Below are 16,238 nucleotides of genomic sequence, written 5' to 3'. Positions count from 1 at the left end.
CCCTAGCGACGCAGGACGATATAGACGGCGCCCGCGCCGCCGTGACGAGGGTGGGCGGGGCGCACCGCTGCGATCCGCGAGGCATGGGGAGAGGCGGCGAGCCAGTCCAGGAGCTTGGCCCTGATGGCCCCGCGCCGACTGCCCCGGGCATCGTGATCGCCGTGCGGTCGATGCTTGCCGGTCACCAGCAGAACCAGCCGCGCGCGCATCGCGCTGGCCTGCGACAGTCCGTCCATCAGCAAGGCATAGGCAGAATCGAGCGAGTGGCCGTGCAGGTCGATAGTGAGATCGGGCGCAATCTCGGCCTTGGCGAGCTTTCCGTCCCAGGATCCGTCAAGCCCGGCGCGAGTCAATTCGCGCGGCGGCGCTGCTGAGCGCGCGGGCTGAACCGCGACTGGTACCGGGGTCCGTCGCGTCGGCTTCACGAACTTTGGTGGCGACTTGGCGGGGGCAGGCGCCACAGCCGCGGGTTCGGTCAGGGTCGGCGGGGCGATCCGGGTTGGTTCGAGGGGCGTCACAGTGTCCGCCACCTTCCGCCATAATGCGGCCTCGGCGGGCGTCAGCCCGCGTGGCGCGGTCACGGCGTTGTGAGCCGGGCGACCGTTCCCTTGGGCAGAAGCAACAGCGCCTGGCCCGAAGCGCTCATGCCCCCGGCGATCCTGCGGGCGTCGTCACCGGCGCCCCAGAAGCTGTCGAAACGATTGGCGCCCTTGATCGCGCCGCCCGTATCCTGCGCGATCCACAGTCCGTTCGCTTCCGCGCGGTCGAGCGACAGCCACACGGGCGCGCCCAGCGGAGTGTAGGACGGATCTGCAGCCACGCTTGATCCGCCGCGCACGGGAACTCCGAGCGCGCCGAGCGGGCCATCGCCAGTGAGCTCGCGGAAGAACACCCAGCTCTTGTTCTCGCGCATCACCGCGTCGGCTTCAGCCGGGTTGGCATGAAGCCAGGCAATTATGCCCTGCATGCTGGCCTGACCAGGCTCCAAGAGCCCGCGATCGCGCAATGTCCGGCCGATCGCGACATATTCTCGTCCGTTCTGCCCCGCATAGCCGATCCGCATGATCGAGCCGTCGGGCGCGCGCAGCCGTCCCGATCCCTGGATCTGGAGGAAGAACAGTTCGATGCGGTCTGCAACCCAGGCGATTTCCAAGCCCTTTCCGGCCAGCGCGCCGTCCTCAATCTCGCCGCGGTCGAAATAGGGGACGAACGCGCCCGTTTCGTCGTAGCGGCCAAGCGGGGCGCGCCCGGTCCGCTCGCTCTCAGGCGTATCGGCGCTCCATCCCCGCACGAGATCCGGCGGCATCCCGTAGATTGGAATGTCGAACCCCGGCTGACGCGTCCGCACGCCTGCAATCTCAGGTTCGTAGTAGCCGGTAACGAATGCATCGCCCGGGCCGATCCGGGCGGTTTCAAAGTATTGGGCGAAGAACGCCGCCTCGCTGCCCGCGGGCCAGGTCGCGGCGGCGGCGCAGGGCGCCGTCCAGTCACCCGTGCGGGTCAGCCCACTGGCGTCCGCGCGCGAAAGGAGGCGGGGACAGCTCTCGCGGAACGATCGCAGCGCGTCGGCCGCGTCCGACATGCCGAGGCCGAGGCTGGCCACGGCCGGCCCTTTGCGCACGCCGAGGAGCGCGGCGGTCGAAGGCTGCAATGCTGAAGTGGGCCCAGGCGACGGCGACCCTACGGGCGGTGGCGTGCGACTCGGCGGAATGACCCTGCCGCACGCGCTGAGCAGGACGATGCCCGCGAAAATTGCCAGGAATCGAAACAGGCTGCCCGTAAGTAGAGGGCGCCCCTTCACTATGATCGGACCGGCCATGCTTGAATTACGGCCGGTCAGCCTTCGTCGGTTTCGTCGAGCAGCCAATCAGGATCGGTGGAATTGACGTCGCGCGAGAAGGTCCAAAGGTCGCGGCTTTCGATCGCGTCGTCGAGCGAGCCGGCAATGACGTGGCCATCGCGGTCGCGCGTAACGGACGCGACATCGGCCACGAAGCGCACCGTGATCCGCGCGGTGGGGGCGGCGAACTCTGCGCCGGCGATTGTCGCTTCCTCGATGCGGATGAGGCGATTGTCGAGCGTTTCACCCGCAGCCTCGCGCGCATCGATTGCCGCAGCGAACCCTTCGTAAACGTCCGCATCGCACAGCTGGCGAAGATCTTCTTTGTCGCCCCGCCAGAACGCGTCGAGCACCATCGCATAGGCGCCCTTGGCGCCTTCGAGGAACTGACCCATGTCGAAACGGCGGTCGGCGGCGACTATCGCGCGGATGCCGCGCTCGGCCACCGGCTGGAAGCCGGTCGGAACGGCAATTTCGGGCCTTCCGGCGGGCGACTGTGGTCGCGGCAGGGTAGCGGTCCGTTCGGCGGCGGGAGGCGTGGCGCGGCCGGCCTGGGGGGCATCGGGACGGTGCACGGGCTTCTGGAGCGGCTCGTCGTTGTGTTCCGCGCGGCGACCGAGCACCGAATAGAGCCGCAAGCCCAGGAAGGCGGCTACCATGGCCAGAATCACGATTTGGATGATCACGCGTCTTTCCCGAATAGGCGCCGGCACCCGCGGGATGTCGGCAACTTGGCAGCGAACCTGCCCTAAATAGGTACGAAATACAAATGAACAACGCGTGGATGCGCGCACGTTCCCGGACAATTTGCACTGTCTGCCGAACCGTGGCTGTCACTCAGCCGCCGGTTGCCGCTGCCTGAGCATCCTGCTAGGCGCGCGCCAATTCTCATCAAATCCACGAAAGCATGGCAACATGGCCAACGAAGGCGACATCATCAGCGATCTGGGCCTCGACGATCAGGCGACCGGTCCCGCCACGAACGGCGAGGATACGTCCCCCGCGGTCGGCATCATCTCGCAGTACGTGAAGGACCTGTCGGTCGAGAATCCGAACGCCCCCGAAAGCTATTCGTGGGAAGACGCGCCGCAGGTCGATGTCCAGTTCAACATCGGCTCGCGCAACCTGGGTCCCGACGTCCACGAGGTCGAGCTCAAGATCAACATCACCTCGCGTGCCGAGCAGGGCACCGCGTTCATCGTCGAGCTCGCCTATTGCGGCCTGATCGGCATGCGCAACGTGACCGAAGAGATGATGCACCCGTTCCTGTTCGCCGAAGCGCCGCGCATCCTCTTCCCCTTTGCCCGCCAGATCGTCGCGGATGCGGTGCGCAACGCGGGCTACCCCCCGCTGATGCTTGAACCTATCGATTTCAACGGCCTCTACGTCCAGCAGATCGCCCAGCGCGATGCCGAGCAGGGCGGCCAGGATGCGCCGTTCGGCAACGCCTGACCGGATTTCGGCGCCGGGCCGCGCAATGCGCGTTCCGGCGCTGAACCGCCACTCATGAGCGGACTTGCCCGCAGCGTCGGCACGATCGGCGGGCTGACCGCGATCAGCCGGGTCTTCGGCTTCGTCCGCGACATGCTTCTGGCCCGCGTCCTTGGCGCCGGCCTTGCGGGCGACGCGTTCCAACTTGCCTTCACGCTTCCGAACACGTTCCGCCGGCTGTTCGCGGAAGGCGCATTTTCGGTGGCGTTCGTGCCGCTCTACAGCCGCGCGCTCCACGGGGCACCGACACAAGAGGCGGGCGAGGACGCCGCCGCCGATTTCGCCAGCGACGTGCTGGCCGTCTTCGTCTGGGTGCTGCTGATCTTCAGTGCGCTGGCGATGATCGCGATGCCTGCGATCGTCTTTGCCCTTGCCCACGATTACCGCGCGGTGCCCGGCAAGTTCGAGCTGGCCGTGCTGCTCAGCCGGATCACCTTTCCCTATCTCGCGCTCGTCAGCCTCGTGGCGATGCTGTCGGGCCTGCTCAACGCACGGGCGCGATTCGCGCCGGGGGCCTTCGCACCGGTGCTGCTCAATGTCGTGCTGATCGCCGGCATTCTCACCGGGTGGTGGCTGCGCGGCCCGAATGGCGATGACCGTATCGTGGCACTCGCACTGGCCATGGCGGTAAGCCTCGCGGGCGTGGCGCAGCTCGTCTGGATGGGCTGGGCGGCACGCCGGGCGGGAGTGCGGCTAAGCCTTCGCCGCCCGCGCTTTACGCCGCAGGTGCGCAAGCTCGGCGCGCTTATCCTTCCCGCGACCTTCGGCGCCGGAATCTACCAGATCAGCCAGTTCGTCGACACGTTCTTCGCCACGCAACTGCCGCAGGGTTCGCTGACCTTGCTCAAGCTTGCCGACCGACTCAACCAGATGCCGCTGGGAATCGTCGGAATTGCGCTGGGCACAGCGATCCTGCCGCTACTGGCACGCCACATTCACGCCGGCGAGGACCGCGAGGCGCAGGACATTCAGGCAAAGGCGTTCGAGATGGCGACGTTGCTCACACTGCCTGCCGCCGTGGCCCTTGCGATCTGCGCCCCGGCCTTCACCGCGGCGTTCTTTGTCGGGGGCAAGTTCACCGCAGGGGACGGAGCGCTGATGGCCCACATCGTGGTCGCACTCGTCTGCGGATTGCCGGCCTACGTCCTCGTCAAGATCTTGAGCCCTGGCTTCTTTGCGCGCGAGGAAACGCGCACCCCGGTGATGACCGCGTTCGCTGCGCTGGCCTTCAACGTCGCCGTCAATCTGGTCGTGGTAAGGCGCTTCGGGATTGTCGGCCTGGCGGCGGCAACCGCTGCCTCGGCCACGCTCAACTGCGTTCTCCTCTATGCTGTGCTTCACGCTCGCCACTGGTTCCGCTTCAGCGCCCGCCTCGCCTCACGGATCGCGCGCCAGGCCGCTGCGAGCGCTGTCATGGGAGCGGTCCTCTACTGGCTGCTTCCCAAGATGCAGACCCATTATGCTGGCACGGCATTCGAACGCGCGACATCGCTGGGGCTGCTGGTGTCGGCGGGTGGCGCGGCATTCGTGATCGCGGCATGGGCCTTCGGCGCGCTCGACAAGCGGGTGCTCGCCCAGCTACGGCGCCGCCCGGGACGGACGCGCGACGCGGCCGGCCCCGCACTCTAAAGGTCAATCCATGGCAAATCCTCAACCTACGCGCGCGCTGCGCATCGTGTCCGGCATCCAGCCGACGGGGCAGCTGCACCTTGGCAACTACCTTGGCGCGATCCGCAACTGGGTGAGGATGCAGGATTCGCTGGAGCCGGGAAGCGAGTGCCTGTTCTTCCTGGCCGACCTGCACGCGATCTCCCAACCGCACGATCCTGCCGAACTCGGCGCCGCGACGCGCGAGATGACCGCTGCGCTCGTCGCCTGCGGGATCGATCCCGACCGTTCGGTCCTGTTCAACCAGGCCCAGGTTCCCGCCCACGCCGAACTGCAATGGTTGCTCAACGGCACCGCGCGGATGGGCTGGCTGAACCGGATGACGCAGTTCAAGGACAAATCGGGCAAGAACCGCGAGGGCGCCAGCGTCGCTCTGTTCACCTACCCTGTTCTCCAGGCGGCGGACGTGCTCGCCTATCAGGCGACGCACGTCCCGGTGGGCGAGGACCAGAAGCAGCACCTCGAACTGGCGCGGGACATCGCGCAGAAGTTCAACAACGACTTCGGCGCGGGCGAGGAGATCTTCACTCTGCCCGACCCGATAATCCCGCCCGAGGCAGCCCGGATCATGAGCCTGCGCGACGGCGCGGCAAAGATGAGCAAGTCCGACCCGTCCGAGATGAGCCGGATCAACCTTTCGGACGATGCCGACACGATCCTGCAGAAGATCCGCAAGGCGAAGACCGATGCCGAACCGCTTCCGTCGGAGATTGCGGGCCTCGAGGGCCGGGCAGAGGCGGCTAACCTGGTCGGCATTTACGCGGCGATGACAGGATCGACGGCAGACGCGGTGCTGGCGCAGTTCGGGGGACAAGGATTCGGCACGTTCAAGCCCGCCTTGGGCGAGGTTCTTGCCGAATCGCTGGCCCCGATCGCTCGCGCCTTCGTCGAGTTGAAGGACGATGCGACTACCCTGAACGCGATCCTTGCCAAGGGCGCGGCCGCCGCGCGCGACAGAGCGCGGCCGACGCTCGACACAGCTTATCGGGCACTGGGTTTGATCCACGGCTGACGGCACCGCCATACGTCAGATGTTAAACCCAGTATTCAAGCGATATTCAGCGACTTCGTGCTAGTTATCCGGTTGTAATGACAGTCACGTGCCCGGTGCGTTTCCGGGGGCAGCCGGACTGGACACTGGAGACTCCCGCAGATGGAAAACCGCCGCACCCCCCTTGCCCGCCGTCTCGGCTTCATCGCCGCGCCATTGCTGCTTGCCGGCCTTGCCGCCTGCGCCACCCCGTTCAACGCGAACGTCAAGCGCTTTTCGAGCGCGATGCCGACGCCCGCGGGACAGAGCTACGCCGTTGTCGCCGAAGATCCGCGCGATGCCGGGGGCATCGAATTCAGCCAGTACGCCGACCTGGTGGCCGCGCAGATGAGCCGCCTCGGCTACGTCCGCACCGATCCGAGCCATGCCGCGATGATCGTCCGGCTCGACTACGGCGTCGACAAGGGTCGTGACCGCGTGCGCCAGACCGGCTTTCGCGATCCGTTCTGGTCTCCGTGGTACGGTTCGCGGTTCGGCTATGGTTCCAGCTTCGGCGGCTATTGGGGCCATTCCGGCTTTTACGCACCTTACTACCGCCGCGGCGCCTGGGGATACGGGTGGCAGGATCCGTTCTTCTACGGCAGCGGCTACGACGATATCGATGTCGTCACCGTTTATACCAGCGAACTCGACGTGAAGATCGACAACAAGGCCGATGGCCGCCGCCTTTTCGAAGGCAAGGCCCAGGCCGCTTCGCGATCGAACCGCCTGGCTTACCTCGTCCCCAATCTGGTCGAAGCGATGTTCACCGACTTCCCCGGACGTTCGGGCGAGACGGTGCGGATTTCGGTCGCTCCGGAAAAGACGACCGTTCGCAGGGTCGACTGATCTAGCCGCCGCTCCGGCGAAAGCCGGGGCGGCGCGCCTGTATCGTCAGGCGAACGGGCTTACGACGCCCACTCCGGTCGAACCGAAACCGCCCGCGCCGCGCTGTGTCTCGTCAAGCTCGTCGAGCATGAGCCAGCTTGCCCGCACGACGGGCGCGAGAACGAGTTGGGCGATACGGTCGCCGCGCATCACCTCGAACGGCTCGGAGCCGTGGTTGATGAGGATCACCTTCAGTTCGCCGCGATAGTCGGAATCGATCGTGCCCGGCGTGTTGGGCACCGTGATCCCGTGCCGCAAGGCGAGGCCGGAGCGCGGGCGCACCTGGATTTCGAACCCGTGGGGGATCGCCAGCGCAAGGCCGGTGGCGACGGCATGGCGCGCGCCGGGGGCCAGGGTCACGTCCTCGGCCGCCTGGACGTCCATCCCCGCCGCGCCTTCGGTGGCGTAGCCCGGCAGGGTCAGTCCTTCGAACGACGGCAGCCGCTTGACCATGACGGGCACGGAATCGTCAGTCATCGGCAACCGTTGCTCCGTCGATCTCGTCCAGCGCTTGCGCAATCCGTTCCACGAGACGTGCCGCGACGTCTTCCTTGGGAAGGTTTTCCCAACTGTCGATGCCCGCCGAGCTGACGATGTGGACGAGGTTCTCGCCCCCACCCATCACGTCGCCCGAAACGTCGTTGGCGACGATCCAGTCCGCACCCTTGCGCCGCAACTTGTCGCGCGCGTTCTCGAGCACATTCTCGGTCTCGGCGGCGAACCCGACGAGAAGGCGCGGCCGGCGCCGGCTAGCGCCGAGCGTGGCGAGGATGTCCGGATTTTCGGCAAGACGCAGTGCGGGCGGAGCCGACCCGCGCTTCTTCATCTTTTCAGCCGCGGTATCGACCGTGCGCCAGTCGGCGACCGCGGCGACCATCACTGCCGCGTCTGCCGGCAGCGCGTTCTCGACGGCCGCTGCCATCTCGCGTGCGGTCTCCACGTCAATCCGGTCCACCCCGGGAGGCGTGGGCAGCACCACAGGGCCCGTCACCAGCGTTACTCGGGCACCCGCCACTGCCGCCGCCGCCGCAATGGCAAAGCCCTGCTTACCCGACGAACGGTTGGCGATGTAGCGCACGGGATCGATCGGCTCGTGCGTCGGCCCGGCGGTGACGAGAACGTGTCGCCCGAACAGGGGCCGATGCGCCGGCTCCTCAACGAAGTCGGGCTGGCCATCGAGCAGGTCCGGGACATCCGGCGCTGCGGGAGGTGCGGGATCGTCCCCCAGCAGCGCGAAGCCGGGGCTTGGTCCCGCGTCGGGATCGACCGTGGTCGAACCCATCAGTTCGGCAATCGCCTGGGGATCGGTCGGCGGGGCGGCCTTGCCCTTGCCCTTTCGTGCGAGGAGCGGCGCGGCGTTCGGTTCGGCCGGCGCTTGTTCCGGCACGGGTGCTGGCAGCGGCTCCGGTTCGGGCCAAGGCTCGCCCTGGTCTTCGACCCAGTCGTCCTCCGCCAAGTTCACTGGCAGGCGCGAGCGCGGGATCATCATGCCCGACAGGCCCGCAAGCCCCTTGCTGACCAGTCCGGACAGTCCCGACTGGACTGGCTGCGGCTCCTCCGAATCACCTTCGGTGAGGTCGTGGTCATCCTCCGCGCCCGAGTAGTCTATGTCCTCGCCGGACGCTCCGAGCATTTGCTGGATCACGTGCCAGATCGCCTCGGGCTCCGGCAGGCGGCCCGGCCCGTATTCCCCGCAGGCCATCGGGCCCTCGTCGGGCTCGAGCACCGTCACCCCGTCGTTGCGCAAGGTGGCGACGCTGCGGAACGTCGCGGGATGCAGCCACATTCGTACGTTCATCGCCGGCACTGCCAGGACCGGCTTGTCGGTTGCCAGAAGGAGCGTGGTCGCCAGGTCGTCGGCCATGCCGGCAGCCATCTTGGCCAAAAGGTCGGCGGTCGCCGGGCAAACGACAACAAGATCGGCCTCGCGGCTGAGCTGGATGTGTCCCATCTCGACCTCGTTCTTGAGGTCCCAGAGCGATGTGTGGACGATATTCTCGCTAAGCGCGGCAAGCGTCAGCGGGGTAACGAACTGCGCCCCGCCGTGAGTGAGCACGCAAGTCACCGAGCCGCCGCCCTTGCGGATCAGGCGGACGAGTTCGCACGCCTTGTAGGCCGCGATGCCGCCACCGACGATCAACAGTATGCGGGGCCCCGTCATCGTGCGGCTTGTGCAATGGCCGCGCGCCGGGCGCAACCTGTTTGCAGCTTGGCGGAAAGGCGAGGACGAGGCACAAGGCGCTCGGTAGCAGGGGGAGTTTACCGATGCGTTTCGTTCTTACCGCGCTGATCTTCGTCGCCGGACTGTTCGATCTGATCCTTGGGCTGGGATTTCTGATCCATCCGGCGGAAGCCGCGTCGAACTTCTTCCTCTCCCCTGTGGGGCCCGGCGGCCTTGCCGTACTGCGAGCCGATTTCACCGCATTCTTCGTTGTCGCCGCGGCATGCATGATCTGGGGCGCCTGGCGCCGCAACGGCGACCTGCTGCTGGTTCCCGCAGTGCTGTTCGGGATCGCGTTCAGCGGACGCGCGGTTTCGATCTTCGCTGACGGGACGGCGCCGATGTTCTGGATGCCGATGGCGGTAGAAGCATTCCACGTCGTCCTGTTGGTCGCGGCGTGGAAGCTCCTGCCCCATCACCCGATCGAGGAAATCGCCGACTGAGGGCCGTCGCGCCGCGCGGCGCGCACCAGCGAAACAAGCGCCCGGGGCGCGAAGGCAAGGCCGATCAGAAGTGCCGGCACGATCATCACGCCCCAGTAATAGTTCTCGGGCCGCCCGGCGATCATGAAGGCCGTGCCGTAGCCGCCGTAGAACAGCGTGCCCAATGCCCCGGCGGGTGACCGCCATCCCGCCCAGCCCAACATCGTCAGGATCACGACCGGCCCGGCGATCCAGTGGGGAAGAAACCGCAGGCTGCCTGAAAGCACGGTGTTGGAGAGGAAGCCCGAGAGACCGCGAAGCGCGATCCACGGCGCCGAACGCACGTCGGTCGGCAGGGTCACGGCGGTAACCTGCTGAAGGTGCCACGACAGCGCGAGAGCGAAGATCACCACCAGCGCGCTCCAGGCCGCGGCTTCGCGCCAGTCCCGCCGCCACGCCGCCATTGCCGCCATGAGCAATACGAACGGCAGCGAATGCTCGCGGATCGCCAAGGCCAGCGCTGCAGCGATAAGCGCTCCAAGGTAGCGCCCGGGCCGGGTGGCGCTGCGCGGGCGGTGAAGCCCGAATGCGAGAGCAAGAAGCATTCCCGCCCACAATTCGTGCATCACGAAGAAAGTGCGATTGAGGCCGAGCGAGGCGTTCGTGAGCAACAGCGCCATCGCAACGAGCCGATAACGTGCGGCGCCCGGCTCCTCGGCGAGCCGCCGCCACCAGGCGATCAGGGTCAGTGCCAGGAGCAGTATCGCCGCTACAATCTCTCCCGGAACGCCGACCGCGGCCTCGGCAAAGGCCAGCGTGGGCAACCGAACCGCCATTGCGGGACGCAGGGGATACCGCTGGGCCCGGTGTTCCTCGGCCACGACCCGATAGTAATTATCGCCGTTCGCAACGCGTTCGATCACCCGGTCGTAGAGGGCAAGGTCGGCATCGCGCGGTCGCTCGTTCGGATGCTTCTTGAGAGCGGCCGCCACCGTCGGCGGTGTGGCGTGGGGATGACCCCTGCTGGCCGAGATCGGAACGACCGCCGAAAACGCGACGAGGATCGCGACGAGCGCAAGCAGGATTCGCGCGGGCCAGCGCTCCCAGCCCGCGAACCGGTCCCAGGTGGTGTCGGCCTGCATCGCGTGCGGGTTCAGCCGGACCATCCCAGGCGCAACGCGGTCCATGCCAGCATGGCGCCGATGGCGAGTGCGAGGATGTGGCTGACGATCGCGCCGCCCGATCCGCGCCGGCGCCGTCGGTCCCACATCAGCTCGATCCGCGGCAAGGGCAGGGGATCGGGTGCGCCGCCGCGCTCGGGGAAGCGGTCCTCGATCCGGCGGACCAGACCGGGCAAGCGCTGCAGCGTTTCCACTCCCGATCGGATGCGCTCGGCGATCGCGGCCTCGGGACCCAGTTCGTCGCGGATCCAGTCGCGCACGAAAGGCGCGGACACGTCCCACATGTTGATCGCGGGATCGAGGCTGGTGGCGATGCCTTCGACCATCACCATCGTTTTCTGCAGCAGCAGCAGGTGGGGCTGGGTCTGCATGTCGAAGTCCCGGGTGATCGCGAACAGCCCGTCAAGCATCTGGCCGACCGACAGCTCGCTCACCGGCTTGCCGCGCATCGGCTCTCCCACCGCGCGCAACGCGGTGGCGAACTCGTCGACCGAGTGGTGCGGCGGCACGTATTGCGCTTCGAAATGGATTTCGGCGACGCGGCGATAGTTGCCGGTCGTCAGGCCATAGAGGATTTCGGCCAGCCAGACCCGGGCGCGGCGATCGATCCGCCCCATGATGCCGAAATCGATCGCGGCGATGGTCCCATCGGGTTCGACGAACAGGTTGCCCTGGTGCATGTCGGCATGGAACAGCCCGTGGCTGATGGCCTGAGTAAGGAAAGACAGCACCAGCCGCCGGGCCAACTCGGGTCGGTCGTGGCCTGCGGCATCGAGCGCGGCAGTCTCGCTGATCTTGATCCCCTCGACCCAGTCGAGCGTCATGACCCGCCCGTTGGTGCGATCCCAGTCGATCGCGGGCACCCGGTAGCGAGGAAAGGCGCGCATCGCTTCGCCAAGCTCGCTGGCGGAGGCCGCTTCGCGGCGCAGATCGAGCTCGCGCACCGTCCAGCGCTTGAAATTGGCGATGACGAGCCGCGGGCGCAGGCGGCTGGCCTCGCCGCCCAGCGCTTCGAGGTGGGCCGCGGCCCATTCGTAGGTGTCGATGTCGCGGGCGAACTTCTCGCGGATGCCCGGGCGCAGAACCTTGATCGCCACGGCGCGCCCGTCGCTGGTGACCGCGCGATGGACCTGGGCGATCGACGCGGCGCCGACCGGAACCGGATCGACGCTGGCGTAAAGCTCGTCGAGCGGGCGCCCGAACGTGCTCTCGATCTCGGCCCGGATCGCGGGAAACGGGACCGGCGGCAGACTGTCCTGCAACGTCAGAAGGTTGTTTGCCGCTTCCTCGCCAACGATGTCGGGCCGCGTCGCCAGCGTCTGGCCAAGCTTGATCGCTGCCGGGCCGATGTCCTGGAACGCGCCGGCATAATCGGGGATGCGCGGCTGGATCGTGCCGAAGCGCGCGATCCGGCTTAGGCGGCGTACCTGCGGCGGGGTGTTGGGATCGGTTTCGATGATCCGCAGTCCACCGTGACGCGCTAGCGTGCGGCCCCAGCTCAGCAGCCGGAGGATGTGCGTGGCGGGACGGGTCACCCGAAAGCTCGCCCGGTCACGTCTTCCATCCCGAGTGGATCGCCACCGCCCCGCCCAGGATCGCTTCGCTGCGCACCTGCTCGAAGCCCGCCGCGCGGATCATGCCCGAGAATGCCTCCATGTCGGGGAACCGGCGAATCGATTCGATCAGGTAGCGATAGGATTCGCCGTCGCCGGCTATCGCCTCGCCGATCCGCGGCACGATCTTGTGGGAATAGAGGTCGTACGCCTCGGCGAATCCGGGCCACAGCGTGGTCGAGAACTCGAGGCAGAAGAAACGTCCGCCGTACTTCAGCACGCGGCGCGCCTCGGCCAGAGCGCGGTCGATCCGGGTGACGTTCCGGATCCCGAAGGCGATCGTATAGGCGTCGAAGGTCCGGTCGGGGAACGCCAACTCCTCGGCATTCTGGCGCGACCAGACGAGGCCGTCGATCCCGCGCTCCATCGCCCGCTCGATCCCGACGTCGAGCATGTCCTGGTTGATGTCCGAGACCGTCACCTGCGCGCCCGCCTCGGCGAGGCGAAAGGCGATGTCTCCGGTGCCGCCAGCCATGTCGAGGATCGCTTCCCCTTCGCGCGGCTTCACCCGGCGAACGAAGCGCGCCTTCCACAGCCGGTGCATTCCCGCCGACATCGCGTCGTTCATGATGTCGTAGCGGCGCGCCACGCTTGAAAATACGGCACCCACCCGCGCGGTCTTTTCCGCGGGGTCGACGTCCTGGTAGCCGAAGGAAACGCTCTCGGGTTCGCTCATCGCCGCGGCTTTAGATGCAATTGCGGTGTGCGCAAAGCTTGTTAGAGCCAGTCGATGCCAGAGCTTCCCGAAGTCGAAACGACCGTGCGCGGCCTCGCCCGCATCCTCGATGGCGAACGCATCGCGCGCGCGGCGGTTCACCGCGACGGACTGCGCCGCCCGTTCCCCGCCGATCTCGTCCAGACGCTGACCGGCGCGCGGGTCACCGGTCTTGGCCGGCGGGCCAAGTACGGCCTCATTCATACCGACCGCGGCCGCAGCCTCGTCTTCCATCTCGGCATGTCGGGGCGCTGGCGAATCGATCCCGAAGAGATCGGCAAGCACGACCACCTCGTTCTCGAAACAGCCGGCGGCCACGTCCTGTCGCTGTGCGATCCGCGGCGGTTCGGATCTATCGACCTGGTCGACGAGGTCGGGCTCGATGCGTGGCCGCCGTTCGCCGCGCTCGGCCCGGAGCCTCTCGGCCCGCTGTTTACCCCGGCACACCTGACCAAGGCTCTTGCCGGACGGAATGCCGCGATCAAGCTTCTCCTGCTCGACCAGAGAATCGTCGCCGGTCTCGGCAACATCTATGTCTGCGAAGGCCTGTTCCGGGCGCGGATCGATCCCCGCAAGGCAGCGGGCAAGGTCGGCAAGGCAGCGCTGGGACGCCTCGTGCCGGCGCTGCGCCAGGTCCTGGAGGAATCGATCGAAGCGGGAGGATCGAGCTTGCGTGACTACGCCCAGCCGAGCGGCCAGCTCGGCTACTTCGCCAAGCGCTTCGACGTCTATGGCCGCGAGGGCGAACCGTGCCCATGCGGGGGAACGGTAAAGCGGATCGTCCAGGGTGGGCGCAGCACCTGGTTCTGTCCGAAGTGCCAGAAGTAGCTCGCCGCGCCGCAGCCGGTGCTCTGAGCGGTTGACGATTCGCCCCCCTGTCGCTAAGGGCCGCGCTTTCCGGCGGCTCTGACCGCCTGTCAGACATTTCGCACCAGCGTTCGAATCAGCGAGAGGCCGCGCCGCGGCCTGCAGAAGGAAGATCATGGCCAACACGCCGCAAGCCCGCAAACGCATCCGCCGCAACGAAGCCCGCGCGCTCGTCAACGGCAACCGGATGAGCCGCATCCGCAGCTTCGTGAAGAAGGTCGAAGCCGCGATCGCCGGGGGCGACAAGGAAGCCGCCGCGCAGGCGCTGGCTGCCGCGCAGCCCGAACTGGCACGCGGCGTCGCTCGCGGCGTGGTTCACAAGAACACCGCCAGCCGCAAGTTCTCGCGCCTGACAAAGCGAATCGCTTCGCTCTGATTCGCGCGCCGCGCGCTGCCCGCGCGGCACATAACCGGAACATTTAAAACGCCGGCGGCAACCCCGCCGGCGTTTCCTTTTGGGACGCGGATTCCTTCGCGTACTGAATCAAGCTTTTGCGGCGATTCGCTCACACGGCAACGACTTCCCTAGCAATTTCAAATACTTGACGATCAAGCGCGCGGCATTCTGCGGACCGTTTTGAGTCAAGCCGATTATTTCAGTTTTTTTACGGTTCACGGCCTTGCCTCTCGCGCCGGGCCGACCCTAGGAATGCGGGTCCGCGGCGATTCATGCTGCGGGCCGCACAAGACAGGTTTTATGATCTTGGGCCGGGCCAACGGGGGGTCGGTCATAGACGAATCATGTCCTTCGGCCAGCAAGCTTGCGGGCCGGAAAACGAATGATGTGGCAGGGATCGGGGATGGTGATCGCAACGGCAACACAAGACGGGGTGCGCGTGGCGCACGGACCCGCAACAAGGCAGGGGGCGCGTCGAGTGGCAGGAGAAGCGAGCATCGAGGATCAGGAAGCACTCGATCTCGCGGCAGACTGGTCTGATATCAGTCAGGGCTTGCGCAAGGACCTCGGCCAGCAACTCCACACGCAGTGGATCAAGCCCATCCAGCTCGGCTGTTTCTGCAAGGAAACCGGAACGCTGGACCTGTTCCTGCCGACTGAATTTTCCGCCAACTGGGTTGCCGACCGCTTTGCCGACCGGCTCAGCCTGGCGTGGAAGATCGCCCGCCAGGAAGTGCGCCAGGTGCGCATCACCGTTCATCCCCGGCGCCGCGCGCTACCCGAACTGCAGATCGGCGCGCGTCCGGCGGCGCTGGTGACAATGGAATCCTCGGCGGCCGCGCTCAATTCGCGGGGTATCGCCGATTCGCTCTCGGCTGGTCTCGACCCTTCGTTGACGTTCGCCGAATTCGTGACCGGCACCGCCAACGTGCTGGCCTGCAATGCCGCGCAGCGCATGGGCGCCGAAGCGGTGCCCCAGTTCTCGCCGCTCTACCTCAAGGCATCGACCGGGCAGGGAAAGACCCACCTGCTCCACGCCATCGGCCACGCATTTGCCGCCGCGCGCCCCGGCGCCCGGATCTTCTACTGCTCGGCCGAGCGGTTCATGATCGAATTCGTACAGGCGATGCGCCAGAACGAGATGCTGGAGTTCAAGGCCCGGCTGCGCGGGTTCGACCTGCTGCTGGTCGACGATATCCAGTTCATCATCGGCAAGGCATCCACGCAGGAGGAACTGCTGCACACGATCGACGCCCTGCTTGCCGTGGGCAAGCGCCTGGTCGTTGCCGCCGACCGCGCCCCACAGGCGCTCGACGGGGTGGAGCAGCGCCTGCTCTCGCGGCTGTCGATGGGTCTCGTCGCCGACATCCAGCCGGCCGACATCGAACTGCGCCGCCAGATTCTCGAGCACCGCCTCGCCCGGTTCAATGCCTCGCAGGTGCCGGCCGACGTGATCGAGTTCCTCGCCCGGACGATAAATCGAAACGTTCGCGAGCTGGTTGGCGGGCTCAACAAGCTCATCGCCTATGCCCAGCTCACCGGACAGCCGGTTTCGCTGCAACTCGCCGAAGAACAGTTAACCGATATCCTTTCGGCCAACCGCCGCAGGATCACGATCGACGAGATCCAACGCACCGTCTGCCAATTCTACCGGGTCGACCGAACCGAGATGGCGAGCAAGCGCCGCGCGCGCGCCGTCGTCCGCCCGCGCCAGGTCGCGATGTACCTCGCCAAGGTGCTGACCCCGCGCAGCTATCCAGAGATCGGCCGCAAGTTCGGGGGCCGCGATCATTCGACCGTCATCCACGCGGTTCGACTGATCGAGGATTTGCGCACGCGCGACGCCGACATGGACGGCGACGTGCGCAGCCTGCTGCGCCAGTTGGAGAGCTGATTCGCCAACAG

16 protein-coding genes are annotated in these 16,238 nt (G+C 66.8%); 8 read left to right on the top strand and 8 right to left on the bottom strand.

The annotated features are described in order from the left end of the window. Window positions 1-2: 2 nt before the first annotated feature. The 3 genes from ACFO0A_RS03335 to ACFO0A_RS03325 all read right to left on the bottom strand — a co-directional run bounded on the left by ACFO0A_RS03335 (window position 3) and on the right by ACFO0A_RS03325 (window position 2,526). The gene (locus ACFO0A_RS03335; protein WP_379537556.1) at window positions 3-581 is read right to left on the bottom strand and encodes a Smr/MutS family protein; all 579 of its coding nucleotides are present in this window, start codon (window positions 579-581) and stop codon (window positions 3-5) included. Further along, complete coding sequence (gene mltA, locus ACFO0A_RS03330; RefSeq protein ID WP_379537555.1) at window positions 578-1,651, bottom strand: murein transglycosylase A; 1,074 nt, start codon at window positions 1,649-1,651, stop codon at window positions 578-580. The genes ACFO0A_RS03335 and mltA overlap by 4 nt, the downstream gene beginning before the upstream one ends. 185 nt (window positions 1,652-1,836) lie before the next feature. Continuing rightward, window positions 1,837-2,526 carry a Tim44/TimA family putative adaptor protein gene (locus ACFO0A_RS03325; protein ID WP_379537554.1) on the bottom strand — a complete coding sequence of 230 codons (690 nt, stop codon included), beginning with the start codon at window positions 2,524-2,526 and terminating at the stop codon, window positions 1,837-1,839. Between the two features lie 229 nt (window positions 2,527-2,755). Here ACFO0A_RS03325 and secB point away from each other — a divergent pair, with 229 nt between their 5' ends. The 4 genes from secB to ACFO0A_RS03305 all read left to right on the top strand — a co-directional run bounded on the left by secB (window position 2,756) and on the right by ACFO0A_RS03305 (window position 6,878). Continuing rightward, window positions 2,756-3,292, top strand: coding sequence for a protein-export chaperone SecB (gene secB / locus ACFO0A_RS03320; protein WP_379537553.1), 537 nt, complete (start codon window positions 2,756-2,758; stop codon window positions 3,290-3,292). Window positions 3,293-3,346: 54 nt separating this feature from the next. Continuing rightward, the gene (murJ, locus tag ACFO0A_RS03315) at window positions 3,347-4,960 is read left to right on the top strand and encodes a murein biosynthesis integral membrane protein MurJ (RefSeq protein WP_379537552.1); all 1,614 of its coding nucleotides are present in this window, start codon (window positions 3,347-3,349) and stop codon (window positions 4,958-4,960) included. Window positions 4,961-4,997: 37 nt separating this feature from the next. After that, window positions 4,998-6,011: a tryptophan--tRNA ligase gene (trpS, locus tag ACFO0A_RS03310; RefSeq protein ID WP_379538152.1), complete on the top strand. Its 1,014-nt coding sequence runs from the start codon at window positions 4,998-5,000 to the stop codon at window positions 6,009-6,011. Between the two features lie 141 nt (window positions 6,012-6,152). Next, window positions 6,153-6,878, top strand: coding sequence for a DUF4136 domain-containing protein (locus ACFO0A_RS03305; RefSeq protein WP_379537551.1), 726 nt, complete (start codon window positions 6,153-6,155; stop codon window positions 6,876-6,878). A gap of 45 nt (window positions 6,879-6,923) precedes the next feature. Here ACFO0A_RS03305 and dut read toward each other — a convergent pair whose 3' ends face one another. Beyond that, window positions 6,924-7,394, bottom strand: a complete 471-nt coding sequence (gene dut, locus ACFO0A_RS03300; RefSeq protein ID WP_379537550.1) for a dUTP diphosphatase — start codon at window positions 7,392-7,394, stop codon at window positions 6,924-6,926. Continuing rightward, a complete protein-coding gene (locus tag ACFO0A_RS03295; protein ID WP_379537549.1) occupies window positions 7,387-9,078 on the bottom strand; it encodes a bifunctional phosphopantothenoylcysteine decarboxylase/phosphopantothenate synthase in 1,692 nt (563 codons plus the stop codon). Before ACFO0A_RS03295 ends, dut begins: the two co-directional genes overlap by 8 nt. Window positions 9,079-9,182: 104 nt before the next feature. Between ACFO0A_RS03295 and ACFO0A_RS03290 the strand changes: the two genes are divergently transcribed. Further along, complete coding sequence (locus tag ACFO0A_RS03290; protein ID WP_379537548.1) at window positions 9,183-9,581, top strand: hypothetical protein; 399 nt, start codon at window positions 9,183-9,185, stop codon at window positions 9,579-9,581. Here the strand turns inward: ACFO0A_RS03290 and ACFO0A_RS03285 are convergent. The 3 genes from ACFO0A_RS03285 to ACFO0A_RS03275 are packed head-to-tail and all read right to left on the bottom strand — an operon-like array spanning window position 9,554 to window position 13,030. Then, on the bottom strand, window positions 9,554-10,702 hold the full coding sequence (locus ACFO0A_RS03285) for a hypothetical protein (protein WP_379537547.1): 1,149 nt from the start codon (window positions 10,700-10,702) through the stop codon (window positions 9,554-9,556). The two genes, ACFO0A_RS03290 and ACFO0A_RS03285, sit on opposite strands and share 28 nt — an antisense overlap. An 11-nt stretch (window positions 10,703-10,713) precedes the next feature. Beyond that, on the bottom strand, window positions 10,714-12,276 hold the full coding sequence (gene ubiB / locus ACFO0A_RS03280) for a 2-polyprenylphenol 6-hydroxylase (RefSeq protein WP_379537546.1): 1,563 nt from the start codon (window positions 12,274-12,276) through the stop codon (window positions 10,714-10,716). 16 nt (window positions 12,277-12,292) lie between these two features. Continuing rightward, a complete protein-coding gene (locus ACFO0A_RS03275; RefSeq protein WP_379537545.1) occupies window positions 12,293-13,030 on the bottom strand; it encodes a class I SAM-dependent methyltransferase in 738 nt (245 codons plus the stop codon). Window positions 13,031-13,084: 54 nt separating this feature from the next. On the opposite strand from ACFO0A_RS03275, the gene mutM reads away from it, so the two are divergent. From mutM to dnaA, 3 genes are all read left to right on the top strand, one after another. Continuing rightward, window positions 13,085-13,897 (top strand): bifunctional DNA-formamidopyrimidine glycosylase/DNA-(apurinic or apyrimidinic site) lyase, encoded by an 813-nt coding sequence (gene mutM, locus ACFO0A_RS03270; protein ID WP_379537544.1) that lies wholly within the window; start codon window positions 13,085-13,087, stop codon window positions 13,895-13,897. A 154-nt stretch (window positions 13,898-14,051) separates the two neighbouring features. Further along, complete coding sequence (gene rpsT / locus ACFO0A_RS03265) at window positions 14,052-14,312, top strand: 30S ribosomal protein S20 (RefSeq protein WP_379537543.1); 261 nt, start codon at window positions 14,052-14,054, stop codon at window positions 14,310-14,312. 424 nt (window positions 14,313-14,736) lie between these two features. Further along, the gene (gene dnaA / locus ACFO0A_RS03260; protein WP_379537542.1) at window positions 14,737-16,227 is read left to right on the top strand and encodes a chromosomal replication initiator protein DnaA; all 1,491 of its coding nucleotides are present in this window, start codon (window positions 14,737-14,739) and stop codon (window positions 16,225-16,227) included. Window positions 16,228-16,238 lie beyond the last annotated feature (11 nt).

The organism is Novosphingobium tardum, assembly GCF_042652045.1.
In the GTDB taxonomy this organism is placed as follows: Bacteria; Pseudomonadota; Alphaproteobacteria; order Sphingomonadales; family Sphingomonadaceae; genus Novosphingobium; species Novosphingobium tardum.
The sequence above is the reverse complement of the archived record's forward strand: the minus strand, read 5'-3'. Positions and strand labels throughout refer to the sequence as shown.

Coding starts and splice junctions, on each gene's coding strand:
- secB (WP_379537553.1), top strand. CDS start 2,756: ATGGCCAACGAAGGCGACATCATCAGCGATCTGGGCCTCGACGATCAG.
- murJ (WP_379537552.1), top strand. CDS start 3,347: ATGAGCGGACTTGCCCGCAGCGTCGGCACGATCGGCGGGCTGACCGCG.
- ACFO0A_RS03305 (WP_379537551.1), top strand. CDS start 6,153: ATGGAAAACCGCCGCACCCCCCTTGCCCGCCGTCTCGGCTTCATCGCC.
- dut (WP_379537550.1), bottom strand. CDS start 7,394: ATGACTGACGATTCCGTGCCCGTCATGGTCAAGCGGCTGCCGTCGTTC.
- ACFO0A_RS03295 (WP_379537549.1), bottom strand. CDS start 9,078: ATGACGGGGCCCCGCATACTGTTGATCGTCGGTGGCGGCATCGCGGCC.
- ACFO0A_RS03290 (WP_379537548.1), top strand. CDS start 9,183: ATGCGTTTCGTTCTTACCGCGCTGATCTTCGTCGCCGGACTGTTCGAT.
- ACFO0A_RS03285 (WP_379537547.1), bottom strand. CDS start 10,702: ATGCAGGCCGACACCACCTGGGACCGGTTCGCGGGCTGGGAGCGCTGG.
- ACFO0A_RS03275 (WP_379537545.1), bottom strand. CDS start 13,030: ATGAGCGAACCCGAGAGCGTTTCCTTCGGCTACCAGGACGTCGACCCC.
- mutM (WP_379537544.1), top strand. CDS start 13,085: ATGCCAGAGCTTCCCGAAGTCGAAACGACCGTGCGCGGCCTCGCCCGC.
- rpsT (WP_379537543.1), top strand. CDS start 14,052: ATGGCCAACACGCCGCAAGCCCGCAAACGCATCCGCCGCAACGAAGCC.
- dnaA (WP_379537542.1), top strand. CDS start 14,737: ATGGTGATCGCAACGGCAACACAAGACGGGGTGCGCGTGGCGCACGGA.